Origin of the sequence: Pseudomonas sp. Bc-h (assembly GCF_002080045.1) — a bacterium.
Classification (GTDB): Bacteria; Pseudomonadota; Gammaproteobacteria; order Pseudomonadales; family Pseudomonadaceae; genus Aquipseudomonas.
In genome coordinates, this window is the sequence record NZ_MUIN01000018.1 from 42226 (window position 1) to 61194 (window position 18969).

The window sequence follows — 18969 nt, forward strand, 5'->3', positions numbered from 1 at the left end:
GGTTCCCACATGGCCTGGCTGTCTGACCCTCTGCTGTGGAGCGCTCTGGCGCAAATCATCGTCATCGATTTGCTGCTGGGCGGCGACAATGCCGTGGTGATCGCCATGGCCTGTCGGCGGCTGCCCCGCGAGTTGCAGACCAAAGCCATCTATGGCGGCATGCTGGGCGCCATCGTGCTGCGGATCGTTCTGTTGTTCTGCGCGGTGCACCTGTTGGCGCTGCCGTTTCTGAAATTGGTGGGTGGGCTGCTGCTGGTGTGGATCGGCATCAAGCTGGTGGCCCATCAGGATGAAGATGATGCGCCCATCGATGGCGGCACGCGGTTATGGACGGCGATCCGCACGATTGTCGTGGCCGATGTGGTGATGTCGCTGGATAACGTTCTGGCCGTGGCGGCGGCGGGTGACGGCAATGTGTATCTGGTGGCGGCGGGGGTGCTGATCAGCATTCCCGTCATCGTGCTGGGCAGTCGCCTGGTGTTGGCGGCCCTGGAGCGCTTCGCGTGGCTGGTCACCGCCGGTGGCGCGCTGATTGGCTGGATCGCCGGGGGCATGGCCATAGGCGACCCGGTGCTGCAAGGGTACTTGCCGCACGTGAGCTCGGTGCACTGGGTCGCCAGCGCGGCAACGGCGGCACTGGTCCTGTTGTCGGGGCTGTGGCTGGCAAGAAGCGCACGACGCGAAAGCGGCGAGCGTCAATCTCAGGCTTGAGCGCAGGTCCGTTCAAACAGACCGAACTCCTGCCTGCGGCGCGCAGTCTTCTCTTGAGAATGATCAATCGCGCCCAAGGACCCTTCGTGACCACACCCCGCCTCGGCTTCGCCTGCATGTACCGCCATCCCGAGCGCGAATTGTCGCTCAAGGAACTCAAGGCACTGGAAGGCGCTTACAACCCCCGGACCACGACGTTGCGCTGGATGGACAGCGTCACGCTGCAGGTTGCGCGGGACAAACTGCTGGACATCGTCGAGCACAACCTGGCGGCGCAGATTCGGCTGCTGGGTTATGTCGCGCAATTGCCGACGGCCCGCAGGATGCTGCGTCTGAGCAGCGATCTCCTGCCGTTTTACAGCCATCCGAAAGTCGTCGAGTTCTATCGCGATCCGGCTGTTTTGTCACGGCTTGAACAAGGCTTCGCTGCCATCGGCGATACGGCGCGCAAGGCCGATATACGGCTGTCTTTTCATCCTGGCCAGTTCTGCGTGTTGGGCTCCGACCGCCCCGACGTGGTCGAAAACAGCGTCGCCGAATTCGAGTACCACGCCGACATGATCCGCATGATGGGTTACGGCAAGCGCTTTCAGGATTTCAAATGCAATGTGCACATCGCGGGCCGCCTGGGTGCCGAGGGCGTGCGCGTGGTATGGCCGCGTCTGTCCGAGGTGGCGCGCAACTGCATCACCTTCGAGAACGAAGAGAAGACCTACGGCGTGGACGATTGCCTGCAACTGGCCGACCTGGCGCCGGTGGTGCTCGACATCCATCACTGCTGGATCAATGAAAACCGCTACATCGAGCCGGACGATCCCAGGGTCGCGCGGATCATCGACAGCTGGCGCGGTGTCCGGCCGGTCATGCACTACTCGCAGCCACCGGAAACCCTGCAGGCACTGGGATTCGAAGCTTCACGAAAGCTGGTCATGGACGAGTTGCTGAAAGTGGTGAGCAAACGTGACTTGTACGGCCACAGCAACCGCATGTGGAATGAATGGACCAACACCTACGCGCTGCAGTTTCTTGATCAGTTCGACATCATGTTCGAAGCCAAGGACAAGAATCTGGCGGTCGAGGCGTTTTACCAGCGCTATGTTTTGGCAACGTAGCCGGCGGCTGAATAAAAAGAGCCGCCTTGCGGCGGCTCTGAATGTCACGCCACAGGTTATTGCTGACGCACAGTCGCCTGGTTGGCACTGCCCACCTGAGTCACGCTCGCCGCCTGGTTGGTCGCGCTCTGGTTGACGTTTGCCATGTTGGCACTGCCGGTCTGGCTCACGTACGCCACGTTGTAACTGTCAGCCTGCTTCACAGTCGCAATGTTGGCGTCGCCATCCTGATAGGTGTACGAACGGTTCTCGCTGCCCGACTGAGTCAGATCGGTGGTATTGCCGGTGCCGAAGCTGTTGCCGGTGGCATAGTTGTTGTCGCCGCGCTGATCGGCGATCAGGATGTTGTCGCTGCCGTTCTGCTCGAAATACAGCTCGTTGAAGTTGTCGACCTGGGTGACCGTGGCGTCGTTACGCGCGCCATCCTGTTTCAGATTGCTCAGGTTGGCGTTGCCTTTCTGAGTGAGGTTGATGCTGTTCTGCTGGCCGTTCTGGTTGAGGAACGCAGTCTGCCCTGTCCCGAACTGCCCACCAAGTTTCGCCCCCTCGAACTCATTGGCCAACACCTTGTTGCCCGAGCCGGTCGCTGTAGCGGTCATGCTATGGCCGCTGCCTGCCTGCGAGCTGAGGTGGAAGTTGTCCTGACCGTTCTGATAGACGTTGGTGCTGCTGCTGTTGACGAAGTACTGGGCGACGCTGGCGGCGTTGCGATCACCCCACTGGATGATGGCGCCCATGTTGTTGAATCCTTCGACCTGATCGACCACTCCTTCATTGAGGTTGCCGGTCTGGGAAATGGTCGAGTGGCTGTCGGTCTGGGTGTCCTGGAACATCTGCGCGGTGTTGAACTGCCCGAACTGTTCTACCCCGATGGAACCGCCCAACCCAAGGCGCTGGTCGGTGTAGGCATAGTTGCCCTGGCCGTCCTGGGTGATCTGGATTTGTCCGCCGACATGCTCGACCTGTTCGCTGTAACCCTGGTTGGCATCGCCGCGCTGGGTGATCTGCGCACTGTTGCCCGTGCCACCGAACAGTTGCTCGGACATGATCTCGTTATTGTTGCCGGCCTGATCGGTGACGACAGTGCTGCCCAGTTGCGCGTCCTGATAGGCAAAAACAAAGTTGCCGGTTCCCGACTGCTGTGTAGTGATCTGGTTGCCGCTGCCCAGAGACTGACTGGCGTGGGTGTTGTTGCGTTGCTCGGTCTGACGCTGCGTGATCTTGCTGTTGGTTTCCACCAGTTGCTCGCCATAGGCGCCGTTCTGGTTGCCGTTCTGCAACTGGTCGATCTGCGAGTTGGTGTCCTGCTGGAACGCGGCGGCGTCGTTTTCGTCACCAATCTGCACCTGCTGCACACTGGCCTGTGCAGAGGTCATCTGCTGGACATCGGCGATGTTGGCACTGCCGTTCTGGAACTGAGTGGACAGGCTGTTGGCCGCCATTGCATGCCCGGTAAACATGACCAGAACAGCAGCAGCGACAGGGGTGAGTTTAAAAAGCATGATGTAGACCTCCTGATGGTTGGTTGCCGAGGTGTCGAGCGCGTCAATGCAGCTGACGAACCTCTACGCTCTGGCCATTTCCAGACTGGTTGATGCTGCTCTGCAGCCCTGTGCCGGTCTGTGTGATGCTGGCGCTGTTATTGGCGCCGTTTTGCGTAATCGATGCCTGGTTGTTCGAACCGCTTTGACTGATATCCGCCTGGTTGCCATAGCCCTGCTGGTTGATGGACGCCATGAGGTTGGAGCCCTGTTGCAGGATGTAGGCTTCCTGCGCACTGCCGACCTGAACGATGTTGCCGAGCAACGAACTGCCGTTCTGCGAAAGGTTGGCGATGTTGCCCGAGCCCTGCTGCCGGATCGTCGCCTGTTGGCCGATGATCGAACTGCCGGGAAAGTTGATCGGTGCATCGCCCAGTTCGGAGCCGCCACTCAGTTCGTCACCACCCATGAGCTCATCGGCCTGGGCCGACAGGCAAAGCATGCCCAGCGCCACGATCAGGGCAGTGCGGTACAGCGAACGACGACTGGCTGACATGCTGTTCTCCTGTCCACTGCCGCGTGTGCGGCGAAGGACGTTGGCCCGCCTGCGTTTGCACACAGGCGGGCCGGTTTCATCAACGAACGGTGATGGGCAGTGTCCGCACCGTGCCCACCGAGGAGCGCGCGGTGGCGGTCGGGTTGGTGCCTGCTGGCGCGACGGCGTTGACCACCGAGATTCTCCAGCGACCGGTCACCGGTACCGCCACGCTGTCCAGAACCACTGGGCCGGTTGGCGTGTTGACCGAAACGGTGATGGTGTTGCCGGTAATCACCGAGGACGTACCCGAAACATCCCAACTGAACCTGCCGGCGCGAACCTGAACCGTGGCCGTGGTAATCGTCAGGGCTTCCTGATTGGCCGGTGGCGCGGTGACCTGCACGTTGACCGTGGCCGGTGTCGACAGCGCACCGAACGAATCAGCTGCCTGATAGGTGAAGGTCGCGGTAAACGCTGCGGTGACAGTCGCAGGCGGCGTGTACACAAGGCTTGTGCCATTACTGGTCACCGTGCCGCGGTTGACGGCGGGCTGGGTCAGGTTGGTCACGGTCAGCGGTACATTGCCTTCAGGGTCGGTGTCGTTGGCCAGCACGTTGAGTGTCAACGGTGCGCCCGCCAGGGTTGCGCCCGTGTCGTTGCCCGCCACCGGTGGACGGTTAGGCGTGACGCCGACGGTAACGGTGCCCGCGCTGGTCGATTTCAGGCCTTTGCTGTCCACGGCCTTGTAGGTGAAGATCGCCTGGATGGGCGCGTTCACCACTGCTGGCGGGGTGTAGACGATCGAGGTCGTGCCGTTGAGGGCGACGCTGCCAAGACCGTTGGCCGGTTGGGTCAGGTCGCTGAGGGTCAGCGGCACATCGCCGTCCGGGTCGCTGTCATTGGTCAGCACGCTGAGGGTCACAGGGACGCCGAAGCCGGTGCTGCCCGTGTCGTTGACCACCACAGGAGGCTGGTTGGCGCCAGTGTTGGGGGCCGTACCTACCACCGAAACAGGCTCGGTGTCCGAACCACCTGCGGCGGACTTGATCGTCACGTATGCCGGAGGCTGGGTCAGATCGGAGACGCTCAACTGCTGAACGAGACCGGATTTGGCCAGACGTCCATAACCCTGGGCAACCAGATCCGGTGGCAAGGTTTCGTCACTGGAGGTCGCTTCCAGCACCAGCGTGTGGTTATCCCACGAGTAGCGGGCGGTGCGGATTTTCACCACGTCCACGAGCTTGCTCGACACCGGGGTTGGCTTGGTGGTGTTGGTCTGGCTGCTGGCGGTCAACACCACGAAAGGTGGCAGTGCAGCCGTGGCCGGACGCTGGCTGAAGAAGTGGCCGTTGTTGTCGCTCAACAGATTGAACTGGCAGGCAGACGGCGGCGTACCGGGCACCAGTGCCAGGGTTTCGCGATAGCACAGGGTCGAGCTGTTTGGCGACGAGGCGAACAGCTCGATGCGGGTACCTGAGCCATTGCGGCTGTAGGTGCTGCGATTGACTGAAACCGGGGTCTGCACGCGCGCATCCAGCACCTTGCCGGAAACGCTGAACAGATTGGTTTCAATGGTGCCCGCAGGGCCCTGGATGCGCACGAAGTTGTTGCCGTTCGGGCTGCCGGTCACCGGCTCCGAGACATTGGGATCGCCGACGAAGGTCTCGGTGATACCGGTGTCAGGGTTGATCGCGGTGTAAGGGCCGTTGAGGCTGCGCAAGAACGGTCCGATGTTGCCGTTGAGCGCGCCATTGAAATTGCCCGGCGAGCCGATGCCGATATCGCGGGTCATGTTGATCGCCCGGCGGCCTGTACCGCCGGCAGGGACGACGAACGTATCCACGCCGTAGGGGTGAGTGACGGTGTAGGTACCCGGGGTGGGCACTGCCGCGCGAATACGAATCCGCGCGAAGCTCTGCTGGTCGCCCGGGTTGGGGTTCTCGGCGGCAAATGCAGCTTCCAGAGCGGCTACATAGACTTCCAGTTCATAGCCACTGCCACCGACGGCGGGGATATCTGTTTCGGCGGTGAACCAGAACGCTTCGGGCGGGAAATTATCGGGGAACACCATCGGCAACGCATCGTCGTACACGCCGGGTTCGGCGTTGAGCAGACACATATAGGAAGGTGGCACCGTGGGTGCGATCCGGGTGCTGACGGCTCTGGACTGACACAGCTCCAGCGACAATTCATTCTGGTCCTTGTACCACAGCGGAAAATTCCCGGTGGCGGCGGTGTACGGTCCCGGGTCCACCGCTGTGAGGCCAGCATAAGCTGCCTCACTGGCTGCGATCAGACCCACGGCGCTGAAAATCAGACTTGGCCAACTGTTCATGTTGCCTCCAGATTCGAGAGCAAAAAGTGGGTGCGATCAGGGAACGATCACCACTTCTTCGGTATCGCTGCCGCCATTGGCTGAAATCACCAGCACTCTGGCCGGTGGAATCGGCGAAATGCCGGTCGTCAAGGTCTTGGTCGGACCGTCACCATTGAGGGTGCCAATGGTCCCGCCGCTGCTGCCGATCGCGGTCAGGGTTCCGGGTGAGGCGGCATCGCTGGTGCTGGCGGCGAGGCTGATCTGGCCGGAGGACATGCTGTAGGTGGCGTTTTCGATGGTCACCACATCCACCAGTGCCCGAGGCAGGGTGGTCGGGGTGCTCTGGGGGATAGCCGCGCTGTTGTCTGCCGTCAGGCTGAGGTTCGCCGGCAGGGTCGGGTTGGCGGTGGACTGGCCGTACCAACTGCCGGTGCCGTTGGCTTCGGTCATCGCCACATCGCTGTTCCCAGTGTCGACGAATTTCGCCGTTCCCGGTTGTGGCGGCGCGAGGGCAAACACGTCCTGTTGTGCCTGCACACCGGTATTGCCAGGGCCACCGGTCCGGCGCGAGTAGGTCGCGCGCTGAACGATCATTGGCGTAGGGCGGTTGACGGTGGAAAGTTTTCCGGAGATCGCGAACACGGTCGTGCGTACGTCGATTCCGTTGGGGCCTTCGACGCGTACGAAGTTGGTGTTGTACGGGCTGCCGGTAACCGCTTCATCCAGATTGGGGTCGCCGATGAAGCGTTCCTGTCCACCGGTGACGGGGTTGGTCTCGGTGTACGGCCCGTTGACGCTGCGCAGGAACGGGCCGATGTCGCCGCCCAGCGCGCCGGTGTAGGTTTTCGGCTCGCCGATGCCGATGTCGCGGGTCATGTTGATGGCGCGACGCCCGGGGGTATCGATATTGAACACATCCACGCCGTAAGGGTGGGTGATGGTGTAGGTGCCGGCGACGGGCACGTCCACCCTGATGCGGATCCGGGCGAAACTGACCTGATCGCCTTCGACGGGGTCTTCGGCCGAGAACGCCGCCTCGACGGCTGCAACGTAGCCCAGGTCAATACCGGTCGGGACGTCAGTGATGGCAGCGTCTGCCGTGAACCAGAACGCTTCGTCGGGGAAGTTGCTGGGGAATACCACCGGCTGGGTGTCGTCGAATATGCCGGGGTTGGGGTTGAGCACGCACATGTAGGAAGGGGTGCCAGGTACGGAGGGAACGCGGGAGCTGAGTGCCTTGCTCAGGCACAGATCCATCGTTCTTCCGTGTGTGTCCTGGTACCACTGGGCGAAGTTACCATTTTGCGGACTGTAGGGCCCCTGGTCGACCGCGTACAACGCGGCCTGGGCAGAACCGTGAACCGCTGCGATCAGCGACAGCAGGGTGACGGTGTGGGTCAATTTGCTGGGCATTTGTTTTCCCTCTCGCAATGAACCTGCCTCTGGCGTGAGTCGGACGAAGGCGTCGGTTCCAGTAGGCTGAGACGGGCAGCGCAACATCTGTACCAGATCCGGAAAACATCGCTGCAGGGCACGGAATAGAAGGGTTTCAGCGCTTTATCTCTTGAGCGGGGCGGGGCGTTGCACAGTTGAAACAGCGGGGGCATTGGGGCGCTCTCCCCACAGTTGGGGAAGAGCTGGGGATGGCGCTTGGGAGGCGGGACGGCGCTGTCGGACGGACGGCGATCATGCAAAAAAGTTCAATGTCCTTCAGGGAACTTCCTTGCCAATCATGGACTAAGCGCTGAACGGTCAATCATCGTGATGTCGTAATGATGTCAATTAAGCGAGCACTGCATGAAATATGGCTATCGCAACGCAGCGCCTTACGCTATACCGACTTTAAAAAGTGACCAGGACGGCTGTCATGGGATCTATAGGGCGCAGTGAAGTGCTGACGCAGGCCAGCATCAAAGAAATAGAAAAAAAACCAAGGCCCCGGTTCAACTTGTTGCGATGGTTCTCGATCGTTAGCTTGCTGGTGATTGCTTCAGTGGCAATCGGTCTGGGACTGATTTCCACCCGCTTCGTGGTCAGCGAGGCGGTGCAGCGAGACTCGTTACTCACCTCTCAATTTGTCCACGCACTGGCGTCCGCCGAAATTCGGCATGCCGACATTCCTACCCGCTACACCATGGGTCAGCTCCTGGATACGCGCCCGGATATTCCGTTTGCCGACATAAACCCTGACGTTCGGCGCAAGTCGAGGGATGAGTTTCTCGACCACATTTCCTCCTTGCCCGATGCCTTGCTGGTCAACGTCTATGCGCCTGATCGGGTGATCATCTGGTCGACCAATCCAGCCCTGATCGGCAAGGCGATTCTTGGCAATGACGATCTGGAGGGCGCCTTTCATTCCCGCCAGCGTACCGGCAGCGCGCACCATGAAACCCAGCGGCATCAGAACGAGCAGAAGTTCCTCAATCCGCCGGATTACCTGTTCATCGAGAACTACATCCCGTTGTTCGACGCCGAAGAAAAGGACGTGCTGGCCATCGTCGAAATCTACAAGGAACCCAAGGACCTGATCGCCAGCATCGAGCGTGGCTACGTGGTGATCTGGGTGTCCACCGGCATCGGCGGCATGCTGATTTATCTGGGCCTGTTCTGGATCGTGCGCCGGGCGTCCAGGCTGCTGGAGTACCAGCAACGGCAACTGATCAACAGCGAAAAATTTGCTGCGCTGGGCGAGATGTCATCGGCAGTGGCCCACAGCTTGCGCAACCCGCTGGCGACCATTCGCTCCAGCGCCGAACTGGCGCTGGAGGTGGTCGACCCGGCGGCGCAGAAGAACATCAACGACATCATCAACCAGGTTGACCGCATGTCGAAATGGGTCCGTGAACTGCTGCTTTCACTTCGCCCCATCAGTGGGGAATCGGAGGCGGTGGACGTGGTGTCGTGCATGCAGGATGTCCTCCAGTCCTACGAGCAACAAATCCGCCGGGCCAATATAGACGTGGAGTTCCAGCCGATTGACGCTCCACTGGTGATCAGTCAGCGCATCCTGTTGGCACAGATCCTGAATAGCCTCATGGCTAACGCACTGGAGGCGATGACCAAGGACGGCAAGCTGAAAATCGACATCGTTTCCGAACCTGCCAGCGGGCGGGTGTATCTGACCGTGGCCGACAACGGCAAGGGCATGTCCCGACAGCAGGAAGCGATGGTGTTCAAACCGTTTTTCACCACCAAACAGGGCGGTTTGGGGGTGGGGCTGGTACTGGTCAAACGCATCATGGAGCGGTTCGCCGGCAAGGTCTCGTTGACCAGTCGCGAGCAGGAAGGCACCCGGGTGAAACTGACGTTCAAAATTGCGGCGGGAGGGGGTCTTGATGGAACACAGCATACTGGTGGTTGAGGACGACGAGCTCCTGGCCAGCAACATCCAGACCTATCTGGAACGACGCGACTTTGAAGCGCGGGTCTGTCACTCGGCCGAAGACGCCCTGAAACTGCTGCAGAACTGGCGGCCCGACGTGGTGCTCACCGACAACTCGCTGCCGGGCATGAGCGGCCACGAGTTGATCAATTCGCTCAAGGAGAGCGCGCCGGACCTCAAGCTGATCATGATGACCGGCTACGGCAATATCGAGGACGCGGTCACGGCGATGAAAGAGGGTGCGTTTCACTACCTGACCAAGCCGGTGGCACTGCCCGAACTCAAGCTGTTGCTGGACAAGGCCCTGGCCGCCGAACGTCTGGAGCGCACGCTGTCGTTCTATCAGGACCGCGACGCCAAGCATTCCGGTTTGCAGGCGCTGATCGGCGATTCTCAAGCGATGATGCAGGTCAAGGGTGTGGTCACCCAGTTGCTCGACGCCGAACGGCGCATGACCAGCAGCGATCTTCCTCCGGTGCTGGTCGAAGGCGACACCGGGACCGGCAAGGAGCTGATTGCCCGGGCGCTGCATTTCGACGGTCCTCGCGCCAAAGGGCCGTTCGTTGAATTCAACTGCGCGTCGATTCCGGCGCACCTGATCGAGGCCGAACTGTTCGGCCACGAGAAGGGCGCATTCACCGACGCCAAGGACCGCCGCACGGGCCTTGTGGAAGCGGCCGACGGTGGCACGCTGTTTCTGGATGAAGTGGGCGAGATGGATCTGCTGCTGCAGGCCAAACTGCTCAAATTGCTGGAAGACCGCACTGTGCGCCGCATCGGCTCGGTCAAGGAACGCAAGGTCGATCTGCGGATCATCAGCGCCACCAACTGCAACCTTGAGCAGATGGTCCAGCAGGGCAAGTTCCGCCGCGACCTGTTCTTCCGTCTGCGGATCATCTCGATCAAGGTGCCGCGCTTGCAGGCGCGGGGCGAGGACGTGATTCGCCTGGCCCGGCATTTCCTGCAATTGCATGGCAAACGCTATGGCAAGACCGATCTGTATTTCAGTGCCGAGGCCGAACATCTGCTGCGCAGTTACAGCTGGCCGGGCAACGTGCGCGAGCTGCGCAACATGCTCGAACAGACCGTGCTGCTGACCCAGACCAGTTGCATTGCGCCGCACCAACTGGGCTTGTGCATGAGCCTGATGGACGAGCCGATGGCGCCCCAGAACTACATGGCGCAGTTCATCCCGCAATCGCAATCGCAAGCGCAAGCGCAGTACCAGGCCCCGCCGCCGGCAATGGACGACGGCATGGGCAACATGAACCTGCCGGAGGTGGAAAACGAGATGGTGCGCAAGGTCCTCGACAAGACCGACTGGAACGTCACCAAGTCCGCGCGCTTGCTGGGGCTGACCCGCGACATGCTGCGTTATCGCATCGACAAGCTCGGCCTGACCCGTCCCGACCGGACTCAGTCATAGCCAGCGTCGATGGTCGCGATTGCCACGCCTGATTTCCGCCCCTGTTACTGGCTCCCTACAATGGTCGCAACACGAGAACTCAGACAGACCATAGGGAGCTTCACATGGCTATTGAAATCGGCATCACCGAACAGGATCGCGCTGACATCGTCGAGGGGCTGTCGCGACTGATCTCCGACACCTACGTGCTGTACCTCAAGACCCACAATTTCCACTGGAACGTCACCGGCCCGATGTTCCGCACGCTGCACCTGTTGTTCGAGGAGCAATACACCGAGCTTGCCACCGCCGTTGACTCCATTGCCGAACGAATCCGCGCGTTGGGCTTCCCGGCCCCTGGTACTTACGCAACCTACGCACGTTTGTCGTCGATCAAGGAGGAGCCTGGCGTTCCCGCGGCCACCGACATCATCAAGCAACTGGTCGAAGGCCAGGAAGCCGTGGTACGCACGGCGCGCGGCATGTTCCCGCTGCTGGAAAAGGTCAGCGACGAACCCACTGCGGACCTCTTGACTCAACGCATGCAGGTTCACGAAAAAGCGGCGTGGATGCTGCGCTCACTGCTGGAAACCGACTGACCCGCGCCATGTTTCAACAAGCCCCTGATGCCGTTTGGATCAGGGGCTTTTTTTCGGCTCAAGATAGGTTGCTCCAGTGACGACTCAGGCATCGCGCAGCAAGTCGTGGGCATTGAGCAGGGCGTAGGCGATCTCGGGATTCTTCTCAAGGCCGCGCCGGATCGCTGCGGGGATCGCCGAACGGGTCTTGCGGCACATGCCGGGCAGCTCGGCGATGTCGATGGCGATGCCGCGCATGCTGCGCACTTCATTGAAGCCGGGAGCAACGGCAAGGCGAATGCCCAACTGCTCGAACATGCGCCGCTGCAGGTGTTCGAGATCGCTGAGGCTGGCGATATTTTCCAGACGCTCCAGCAGGCGTTTTTCTTCCTGGCGGGTCAGGCACAGGATGCGCATGTCCGTGCCGGGGGTTTCCAGCAAACGGTCGCGGTCGCAAATACAGGCGCCGGGCGGGCAGGGCGAGCGAATCGGCAGGGTTGGCATCATGGGGTCCGATCATAGCGGTGCCAATCGCGGATTTACAGCCGCCTGTCGGCCGTCGGCATGCTTTGGTCGGCGCCGCATGTGGTAAGGCCAATAGCAATTAAAAATAATTGGTCTTGCCAATATCCATCTCGCTGTGTAGCTTTTTTCCAGTGGCGTCGAACCTGCCCAGGTCGACTCTTGCCGCCTCACAACAACAATGGATCTCGCCCGGCAGGCCATCGCCGGAGTGCCTGGTCTGGAGAGAAAACATGCTTACAGTCGTCTGCGAAAAACCCGGTTCTCTGCTGGCACAGGATCGCTCGAAGCCTGAACGCGCCCCGGGTGAAACCCTTGTACGGATCAAGCGCGTCGGGGTCTGCGGCACCGATCTGCATATCTTCAACGGCAACCAGCCGTTCCTCGAATACCCCCGGGTCATGGGCCATGAGTTCTCCGGGATCGTCGAGCAAAGCGAGGCGGGCAGCGGGCTTGAACCGGGCGACGTGGTGTACGTGATGCCGTATCTGTCCTGCGGCGACTGCATCGCCTGTCGTCAGGGCAAGACCAATTGTTGCGTGCGGATTCAGGTGCTGGGCGTGCACCGCGACGGCGCCTTTACCGAATACTTGAGCCTGCCTCACGCTTTCGTACTCAAGGCCAATGGCGTGACGCTGGATCAGGCGGCGATGATCGAATTCCTGTCGATCGGTGCCCATGCGGTACGCCGATCCGACATTCAGAAGGGCCAGCGCGCGCTGGTGGTCGGCACCGGCCCCATCGGCATGGCGGTGGCGATCTTCTCCCGCCTGCGCGGCGCTCAGGTCACAGTGCTGGATACGCGTGAGGATCGCCTGGCGTTCTGTCGAGAGCATCTGAAGGTCGATTCGGCAGTGCTGATCGGCGAGAGCGACAAACAGCAACTGGAGCAGATCACCCACGGTGAATTCTTTGATGTGGTGTTCGACGCCACGGGCAACGCCAAAGCCATGGAGCGCGGGTTCGAGTTCATCGCCCACGGTGGCAAATATGTGCTGGTGTCCATCGTGCGCGACACCATCAGCTTCTCTGACCCCGAATTCCACAAGCGCGAAGCCACCTTGATGGGCAGCCGCAATGCCACGGTCGAAGACTTTCGTTATGTCGAGCAATGCCTGCGCGACGGCCTGATTCCCGATGCGGCGCTCAATACCCATCGCATGAAACTCGATGAAGTGACCGAACGCTTTCAGACACTGCTCGACCCGGCGCAGGGCGTGGTCAAGGCGATTGTCGAGTGCTGAGCCCGTAGCAGCGCGGCCTGCCGGCGGTGGCGTCCTTGAGATCATCGCCGACATACCGGTTGGCGACAGAGCGGTGCGCGGCTAACCCGATTTTTGATGAGAAGGATCTTCGTGTGAGCGATTCAATTTTCACCCCGATTTTGCAATTCGGCACCAGCCGCTTCCTTCAGGCCCATGCCGATCTGTTCATCTCCCAGGCTCTGGCCAAAGGCGAGGCGCTGGGCAAGGTGACCGTGGTGCAGACCACTGGCAGTGCGGACAGCGCGCGACGGGTAGAGGCGCTGGCGAGCGGGGCAGGCTACCCGGTGCGGGTTCAGGGCATGGAAAACGGTCAGGTGATCGACGAAGAACACTGGTCGTCTTCGATCCACACCGCGTTGCATGCTGCCCAGGACTGGCAGCGGATTCGTCAGGGCTTCGTGAACGATGTCGAGGTGGTGATTTCCAATACCGGTGACAAAGGCTACCTGCTGGACGCTGCGGACGATGCCGCGCTATTGGCCGCGAATGCTCCGGCGCCGGTCAGTTTCCCGGCCAAGCTGCTGGTCCTGTTGCATGATCGCTGGCTGTTGGATCCCCATGCGGGTTTGTCGTTGTTCCCCTGCGAACTGGTGTCACACAACGGCGATGTGCTGCGGGATCTGATCATCACACTGGCGAGCGATTGGTCCATTGAACCCGGGTTCACGCGGTACCTGCGTGATACCTGCCGCTGGGCCAACTCGCTGGTCGACCGTATCGTCTCCCAGCCGATTGAGCCCGTGGGCGCGGTGGCCGAGCCGTATGCGATCTGGGCCATCGAGCGACAGGAAGGGCTGACGCTACCATGCACCCATCCCTGCATCGTCGTCACAGATCAGCTTGAGCAATACGAGCAGTTCAAGCTGTTCATGCTCAACCTTGGTCACAGTTGGCTGGCCGAGCGCTGGTGGGTCGATGAGCGTGGGAAAGATGAAACGGTGTATCAGGCGATGAACGATCCGGCGTTGCGTCAGAGCCTGGAGGACCTATGGGAGCAGGAGGTGCTCCCGGTGTTTGCTGCCCGAGGGCAACAGGCCCAGGCGCGGGATTATCTGGCCAGTGTGCGCGATCGGTTCCTCAATCCGTTTCTTGAGCACCGCATCGCGGACATCGCGCAGAACCACGAGGAGAAAAAGCGCAGGCGGTTTTTGCCGGTGGTCGAGATGGGGCGTGAAGTTGCAGGATTGCAGCAGTCGAAGCTCAAGTCCGCGTTGCAGCGCTGACTGACACACCGCGAATACCTTGTGGGAGGAAGCTTGCTCGCGAATACGGACCGAATGTCGCTGACCCAGCACTTTCGCGGGACTGAAACAGACCCGTTCCAAGGCAGCATGCGGCGCTGACTGACACACCGCGAATACCTTGTGGGAGGGAGCTTGCTCGCGAATACGGATTGTCTGCAATATCGATGCAGGCTGACCCAACGCTTTCGCGAGCAAGCTCCCTCCCACAGGCCTTGCTGCGTCCAAAGATCTTGCTGCATTCACAGATATTGCTAGCATCCATTGGGCATGCTGAATTCAGAGATTCTGCTGTGCCCGCAGGCCCGCGCGTACGCCTGTGATATGCTCCGGCGCAGACTGACGGGACCCGATTCATGACCGCGCCAAGCCTTCCAACCGAACGCCGCCTCTATCAAATTACCGCTGATCGCCTGCGTGAGCACATTCGCAAGAATGGCATCCAGGCCGGTTCCCGCTTGCCTCCCGAACGCGATCTGGCGCAGTTGCTCGGGGTTTCGCGGCCGTCACTGCGTGAAGCGCTGATTGCCCTGGAGATCGAAGGCAGTGTCGAGATTCGCATGGGCTCGGGGATCTACGTCTGCGAGCACCTGCTGGGGGTCAAAGGCAAAACCCGCCCCCTCGGCGAAAGCCCTTCGGAACTGATGCAGGCTCGCGCGCTGATCGAGGGCGAGAGCGTGATGCTCGCCTGCCTGCACGGAACCAAGGCTGATTACCGCTACCTGCAGGGCTGTATCGACAAGATGCGCGAAGGCGCGATCAAAGGCGTTCCCGCATTGGATGACGACCGCAAGTTCCACCAGAGACTGGCGAAAATGAGCGGCAATTCGACCCTGGTGCGGATCATCACTTCGTTGTTCGAAGAGCGCTACAGCCCGCTGACCGCTCACGTCAGCGAACACTCCGAAACCCGCGAAACCTGGGCCATTGCCGTGGCCGAACACGAGGCGATCCTGCAAGCCGTGCAGGCCCGCGACCTCATCGGCGCCCAGACCGCCATGCGCGAACACCTGCGCAGGTCCGAGGCCCGGTGGCTGGACGGGATGAATACCGAGCAGGGGTGACTTCCCCTTGCTTCAGCCGACACTGGTCTGCAGCAGTCCGGCTTGCTGGCGGTAGGAATTTCAGTGACGCCACCGCCGGCAAGCCGTGCTGCTAGAGGATCACTGCGTCGGCATGTTTTTGCGAATCCCTTCCCACAATCCATTCAGATACACCGCCCCCAACGCACGGTCGTAAAGGCCGTAACCCGGTTTGCCGGTCTCGCCCCAGATCATGCGCCCGTGGTCGGGGCGGTAATAGCCCTCGAAGCCGGTTTCCACATACGCCTTGACGATCTCGGCCATGTCCAGCGAGCCGTCTTCGGAGCGATGCGCCGTCTCGTAGAAATCGCCAGCCTCGTTGACCTTCACATTGCGCAAGTGCGCGAAGTGGATGCGCCCCTGGCCGCCGAACTCTCTGACCAGCGAGGGTATGTCATTACCCAGATCCGCCCCCAACGAACCGGAACACAGGGTCAGGCCGTTAGCCGGGTCGTCGACCATGGCCATGACCTGTGCGAGATCCTGACGGTTCTTCACCACCCTTGGCATGCCGAACATCGAGCGCGGCGGATCGTCCGGGTGCAGCGCCATCTTGATCCCTGCATCGCGAGCCACCGGGATGATGCGTTCGAGGAAATAGGCCAATCGCTCGCGCAGGGTGTGTTCATCCACTTGCGCGTATTCGGTGATCAGCGTACGCAGGGTTTCGGGCTCGTAGCTGACGTCCCAGCCTGGCAGGCTGATGCCGTTATCCAGATTGGTCTGTTCGATGACCGCGACGTCGAACGCCAGGGTTGTCGAGCCGTCCGGCAACTCCATCGCCAGGGTCGAGCGCGTCCAGTCGAACACGGGCATGAAGTTGTAGCAGACAACCTTGATCCCGCAGGCGGCAAGGTTGCGCAGGGTCTGGCCGTAGTTGTCGATCAGGCGGTCGCGACTCGGCAGGCCGCGCTTGATGTCCTCGTGCACCGGCACGCTTTCGATGACTTCGAGGTCCAGCCCATGAGCGTTCACGGTGGCTTTGAGTTCGGCGATCTTCTCCAGCGGCCAGACCTCGCCGACGGGAATGTCGTAGATCGCTGAAACCACGCCGGTCATGCCCGGGATCTGGCGGATGTACTGCAGGGTCACGGGGTCGCTTTGCCCGTACCAACGGAAGGTCATCTTCATCGCTGAGTCCTTGTTGTTATGAGTTTCGCAGTCGCGCAGGCATCGCCCTCGACCGCGTCCGGAGCGTTCCGGAAGACAGCTGGTCGCAGCATAGATTGGTCAGGCCAAATTATGCAAACCCCAACCGATCGGCGAATAAATCCCCAAAAAAACCTTATTTCGGTTTCCAAAAGCGGGTTTTCGGGTCTAGTATCGGCTCCATTCGGGTATTTGGTCAGGCCAATTTGCGGGTTCTGTGGTGGGTGTCAACTCATCGATTCAGTCATTCGCAGATCAGGTTCCAGGCCTTGTCCGAACCGTGCACGAAGTCTTACTCATAAAAATAATCAGGAGGACTCGCTATGCAGAAAGGTCGTTGGTTGGTCATTTTTCTGTGCTTTCTCGCCGTTGCCATCAATTACATCGACAGGGCCAACCTGGCGGTGGCCGCCCCTTATATCCAGAAAGAGCTCGGTCTGGGCTCAGGCCAGATGGGCCTGCTGCTCAGCGGCTTCTTCTGGACCTACGCACTGATGCAGATGCCTTTCGGCTGGTTCGTCGACAAGGTCGGGGCGAGGATTGCGCTGCCGTTGGCGGTGGCCTGGTGGTCGCTGTTCACCGCCGCGACAGCCGCCGCCAGTAGCCTGGCTGCGATGTTCGGTTGCCGGTTGATGCTTGGCGTGGGGGAGGCCGGCGCTTATCCGTCGTGCGCCAAGATCGTCAGCCAGTGGTTCGACGTGAAGGAGCGCGGTTTTGCCACCAGCATCTTCGACAGTGGGTCACGGGTGGGCTCGGCACTGTCGATTCCGGTGGTGGCATTGATTATCGAGCTATGGGGCTGGCGCGCGTCGTTCGTCATCACCGGGGCCGTGGGCGTCATCTGGGTGATCGGCTGGTGGCTGATCTACAAGGAGCCGCAAGCGGTTGCGGCCATCGAGCAGCATGAAGCGGGCAAGGTCGCCGCTGTCGCCGCCAGACCCAAGGTCAAGTGGGCCTCGCTGTTCCGCCATCGCACCTTGTGGGGCATGATGCTCGGCTTCTTCTGCCTGAACTTCGTGATCTATTTCTTCATCACCTGGTTCCCGACCTACCTGGTGACCCAGCGCGGTTTCTCGCTGAAATCCCTCGGTACGCTGGGCACGATTCCCGCGGTTGCTTCAATCGTTGGCGGCTGGATCGGCGGGCTGACCTCCGACGCGCTGTATCGGCGAGGCTGGAGCCTGACTGCGGCGCGCAAGACCTGCATCGTCGGCGGCATGCTGATGTCTTCGAGCATCTCGCTCTCGGTGTTCACCGAGAACACCTACGCGATGTTGGCGTTCTTCAGCCTGGCCTATGCAAGCCTGGCGTTTGCCGGTGCGAGTATCTGGTGCCTGCCTGCCGACGTGGCGCCGACCCCGGCGCATGTGGCGTCGATCGGCGGCATTCAAAACTTCGCCTCCAACACGGCCGGGATTTTCATCACCACCTTCACCGGCTTCATGCTGGTCATGGGCAATGGCTCGTTCACCGCGCCGTTGTTGACCGCAGGGGCGTTCGCCTTGCTCGGGGCGTTCAGTTATCTGTTCATCGTCGGCAAGATCGAGCCGTTGTCGATCACCCCGGACCAGCCTTCGGCTACCGATGCCGCGAGCCTGGCGCAGCGGTTATAGACGATCGGTCTTATCAGGTGCGCCGCCGAATTGCCGCAGCACACAAAACCTGTGGAGACGCCATCGCTGCCGTCGTGGCCTCCGGCGTCTCCCACAAGGTTTGTATCCGTCCTCAACGCTAGCGTTCGCATGCGAAATCCCGCGTTTGAGCCAGCACGCCGGCTACTGCCTTGAGGCGATGCACTGAGTTGCCGGCACACTCAAAACCTGTGGAGATGCCATCGCTGCCGTCGTGACCTCCGGCGTCTGGCGTCTCCCACACAAGGTTTGCGTCTGTCCTCCACGCTAGCGTTCGCATACGAAATCGCCGCGCTTCAACCAGCACGCCGGCTACTGCCTTGAGGCGATGCACTGAGTTGCCGGCACACTCAAAACCTGTGGAGATGCCATCGCTGCCGTCGTGACCTCCGGCGTCTCCCACAAGGTTTGCGTCTGTACTCCACGCTAGCGTTCGCATACGAAATCGCCGCGCTTCAACCAGCACGCCGGCTACTGCCTTGAGGCGATGCACTGAGTTGCCGGCACACTCAAAACCTGTGGAGATGCCATCGCTGCCGTCGTGACCTCCGGCGT

15 protein-coding genes are annotated in these 18969 nt (G+C 60.9%); 9 read left to right on the forward strand and 6 right to left on the reverse strand.

Annotated features, from left to right (window positions below; genetic code table 11):
- The first annotated feature begins 9 nt into the window (after window positions 1-9).
- Both BWR59_RS30785 and uvsE read left to right on the forward strand, forming a co-directional pair.
- Entirely contained in the window at window positions 10-711 is a 702-nt protein-coding gene (locus tag BWR59_RS30785; protein ID WP_081569442.1) for a TerC family protein, read from the forward strand.
- Window positions 712-797: 86 nt separating this feature from the next.
- Window positions 798-1823, forward strand: coding sequence for a UV DNA damage repair endonuclease UvsE (uvsE, locus tag BWR59_RS30790; protein WP_081569456.1), 1026 nt, complete (start codon window positions 798-800; stop codon window positions 1821-1823).
- A 56-nt stretch (window positions 1824-1879) separates the two neighbouring features.
- Here the strand turns inward: uvsE and BWR59_RS30795 are convergent, their stop codons facing one another.
- The 4 genes from BWR59_RS30795 to BWR59_RS30810 all read right to left on the reverse strand — a co-directional run bounded on the left by BWR59_RS30795 (window position 1880) and on the right by BWR59_RS30810 (window position 7572).
- Window positions 1880-3325, reverse strand: a complete 1446-nt coding sequence (locus BWR59_RS30795; RefSeq protein WP_081569443.1) for a hypothetical protein — start codon at window positions 3323-3325, stop codon at window positions 1880-1882.
- A gap of 43 nt (window positions 3326-3368) precedes the next feature.
- Window positions 3369-3806 carry a curlin gene (locus tag BWR59_RS30800; RefSeq protein ID WP_230982124.1) on the reverse strand — a complete coding sequence of 146 codons (438 nt, stop codon included), beginning with the start codon at window positions 3804-3806 and terminating at the stop codon, window positions 3369-3371.
- Window positions 3807-3939: 133 nt separating this feature from the next.
- On the reverse strand, window positions 3940-6177 hold the full coding sequence (locus BWR59_RS30805; protein WP_081569445.1) for an Ig-like domain-containing protein: 2238 nt from the start codon (window positions 6175-6177) through the stop codon (window positions 3940-3942).
- Between the two features lie 36 nt (window positions 6178-6213).
- Entirely contained in the window at window positions 6214-7572 is a 1359-nt protein-coding gene (locus BWR59_RS30810) for a hypothetical protein (RefSeq protein WP_081569446.1), read from the reverse strand.
- A 580-nt stretch (window positions 7573-8152) separates the two neighbouring features.
- Between BWR59_RS30810 and BWR59_RS30815 the strand changes: the two genes are divergently transcribed.
- The 3 genes from BWR59_RS30815 to BWR59_RS30825 all read left to right on the forward strand — a co-directional run bounded on the left by BWR59_RS30815 (window position 8153) and on the right by BWR59_RS30825 (window position 11545).
- Window positions 8153-9520 (forward strand): ATP-binding protein, encoded by a 1368-nt coding sequence (locus BWR59_RS30815; protein ID WP_343287016.1) that lies wholly within the window; start codon window positions 8153-8155, stop codon window positions 9518-9520.
- Window positions 9495-10967: a sigma-54 dependent transcriptional regulator gene (locus BWR59_RS30820; protein WP_081569448.1), complete on the forward strand. Its 1473-nt coding sequence runs from the start codon at window positions 9495-9497 to the stop codon at window positions 10965-10967. Before BWR59_RS30815 ends, BWR59_RS30820 begins: the two co-directional genes overlap by 26 nt.
- Window positions 10968-11071: 104 nt before the next feature.
- Window positions 11072-11545: a Dps family protein gene (locus BWR59_RS30825; protein WP_081569449.1), complete on the forward strand. Its 474-nt coding sequence runs from the start codon at window positions 11072-11074 to the stop codon at window positions 11543-11545.
- A gap of 84 nt (window positions 11546-11629) precedes the next feature.
- On the opposite strand, the gene BWR59_RS30830 is transcribed toward BWR59_RS30825, so the two are convergent.
- Window positions 11630-12031, reverse strand: coding sequence for a hypothetical protein (locus tag BWR59_RS30830; protein WP_168184560.1), 402 nt, complete (start codon window positions 12029-12031; stop codon window positions 11630-11632).
- Window positions 12032-12279: 248 nt separating this feature from the next.
- On the opposite strand from BWR59_RS30830, the gene BWR59_RS30835 reads away from it, so the two are divergent.
- From BWR59_RS30835 to BWR59_RS30845, 3 genes are all read left to right on the forward strand, one after another.
- Entirely contained in the window at window positions 12280-13290 is a 1011-nt protein-coding gene (locus BWR59_RS30835; RefSeq protein WP_081569450.1) for a zinc-binding alcohol dehydrogenase family protein, read from the forward strand.
- Window positions 13291-13403: 113 nt separating this feature from the next.
- Window positions 13404-14534, forward strand: a complete 1131-nt coding sequence (locus BWR59_RS30840) for a D-mannonate oxidoreductase (protein WP_081569451.1) — start codon at window positions 13404-13406, stop codon at window positions 14532-14534.
- Between the two features lie 374 nt (window positions 14535-14908).
- Window positions 14909-15616 (forward strand): FadR/GntR family transcriptional regulator, encoded by a 708-nt coding sequence (locus BWR59_RS30845; RefSeq protein WP_081569452.1) that lies wholly within the window; start codon window positions 14909-14911, stop codon window positions 15614-15616.
- Window positions 15617-15715: 99 nt separating this feature from the next.
- Here BWR59_RS30845 and uxuA read toward each other — a convergent pair whose 3' ends face one another.
- Window positions 15716-16765 carry a mannonate dehydratase gene (gene uxuA / locus BWR59_RS30850; protein WP_081569453.1) on the reverse strand — a complete coding sequence of 350 codons (1050 nt, stop codon included), beginning with the start codon at window positions 16763-16765 and terminating at the stop codon, window positions 15716-15718.
- 341 nt (window positions 16766-17106) lie between these two features.
- On the opposite strand from uxuA, the gene BWR59_RS30855 reads away from it, so the two are divergent.
- Entirely contained in the window at window positions 17107-18396 is a 1290-nt protein-coding gene (locus BWR59_RS30855) for an MFS transporter (RefSeq protein WP_081569454.1), read from the forward strand.
- Window positions 18397-18969: the final 573 nt, after the last annotated feature.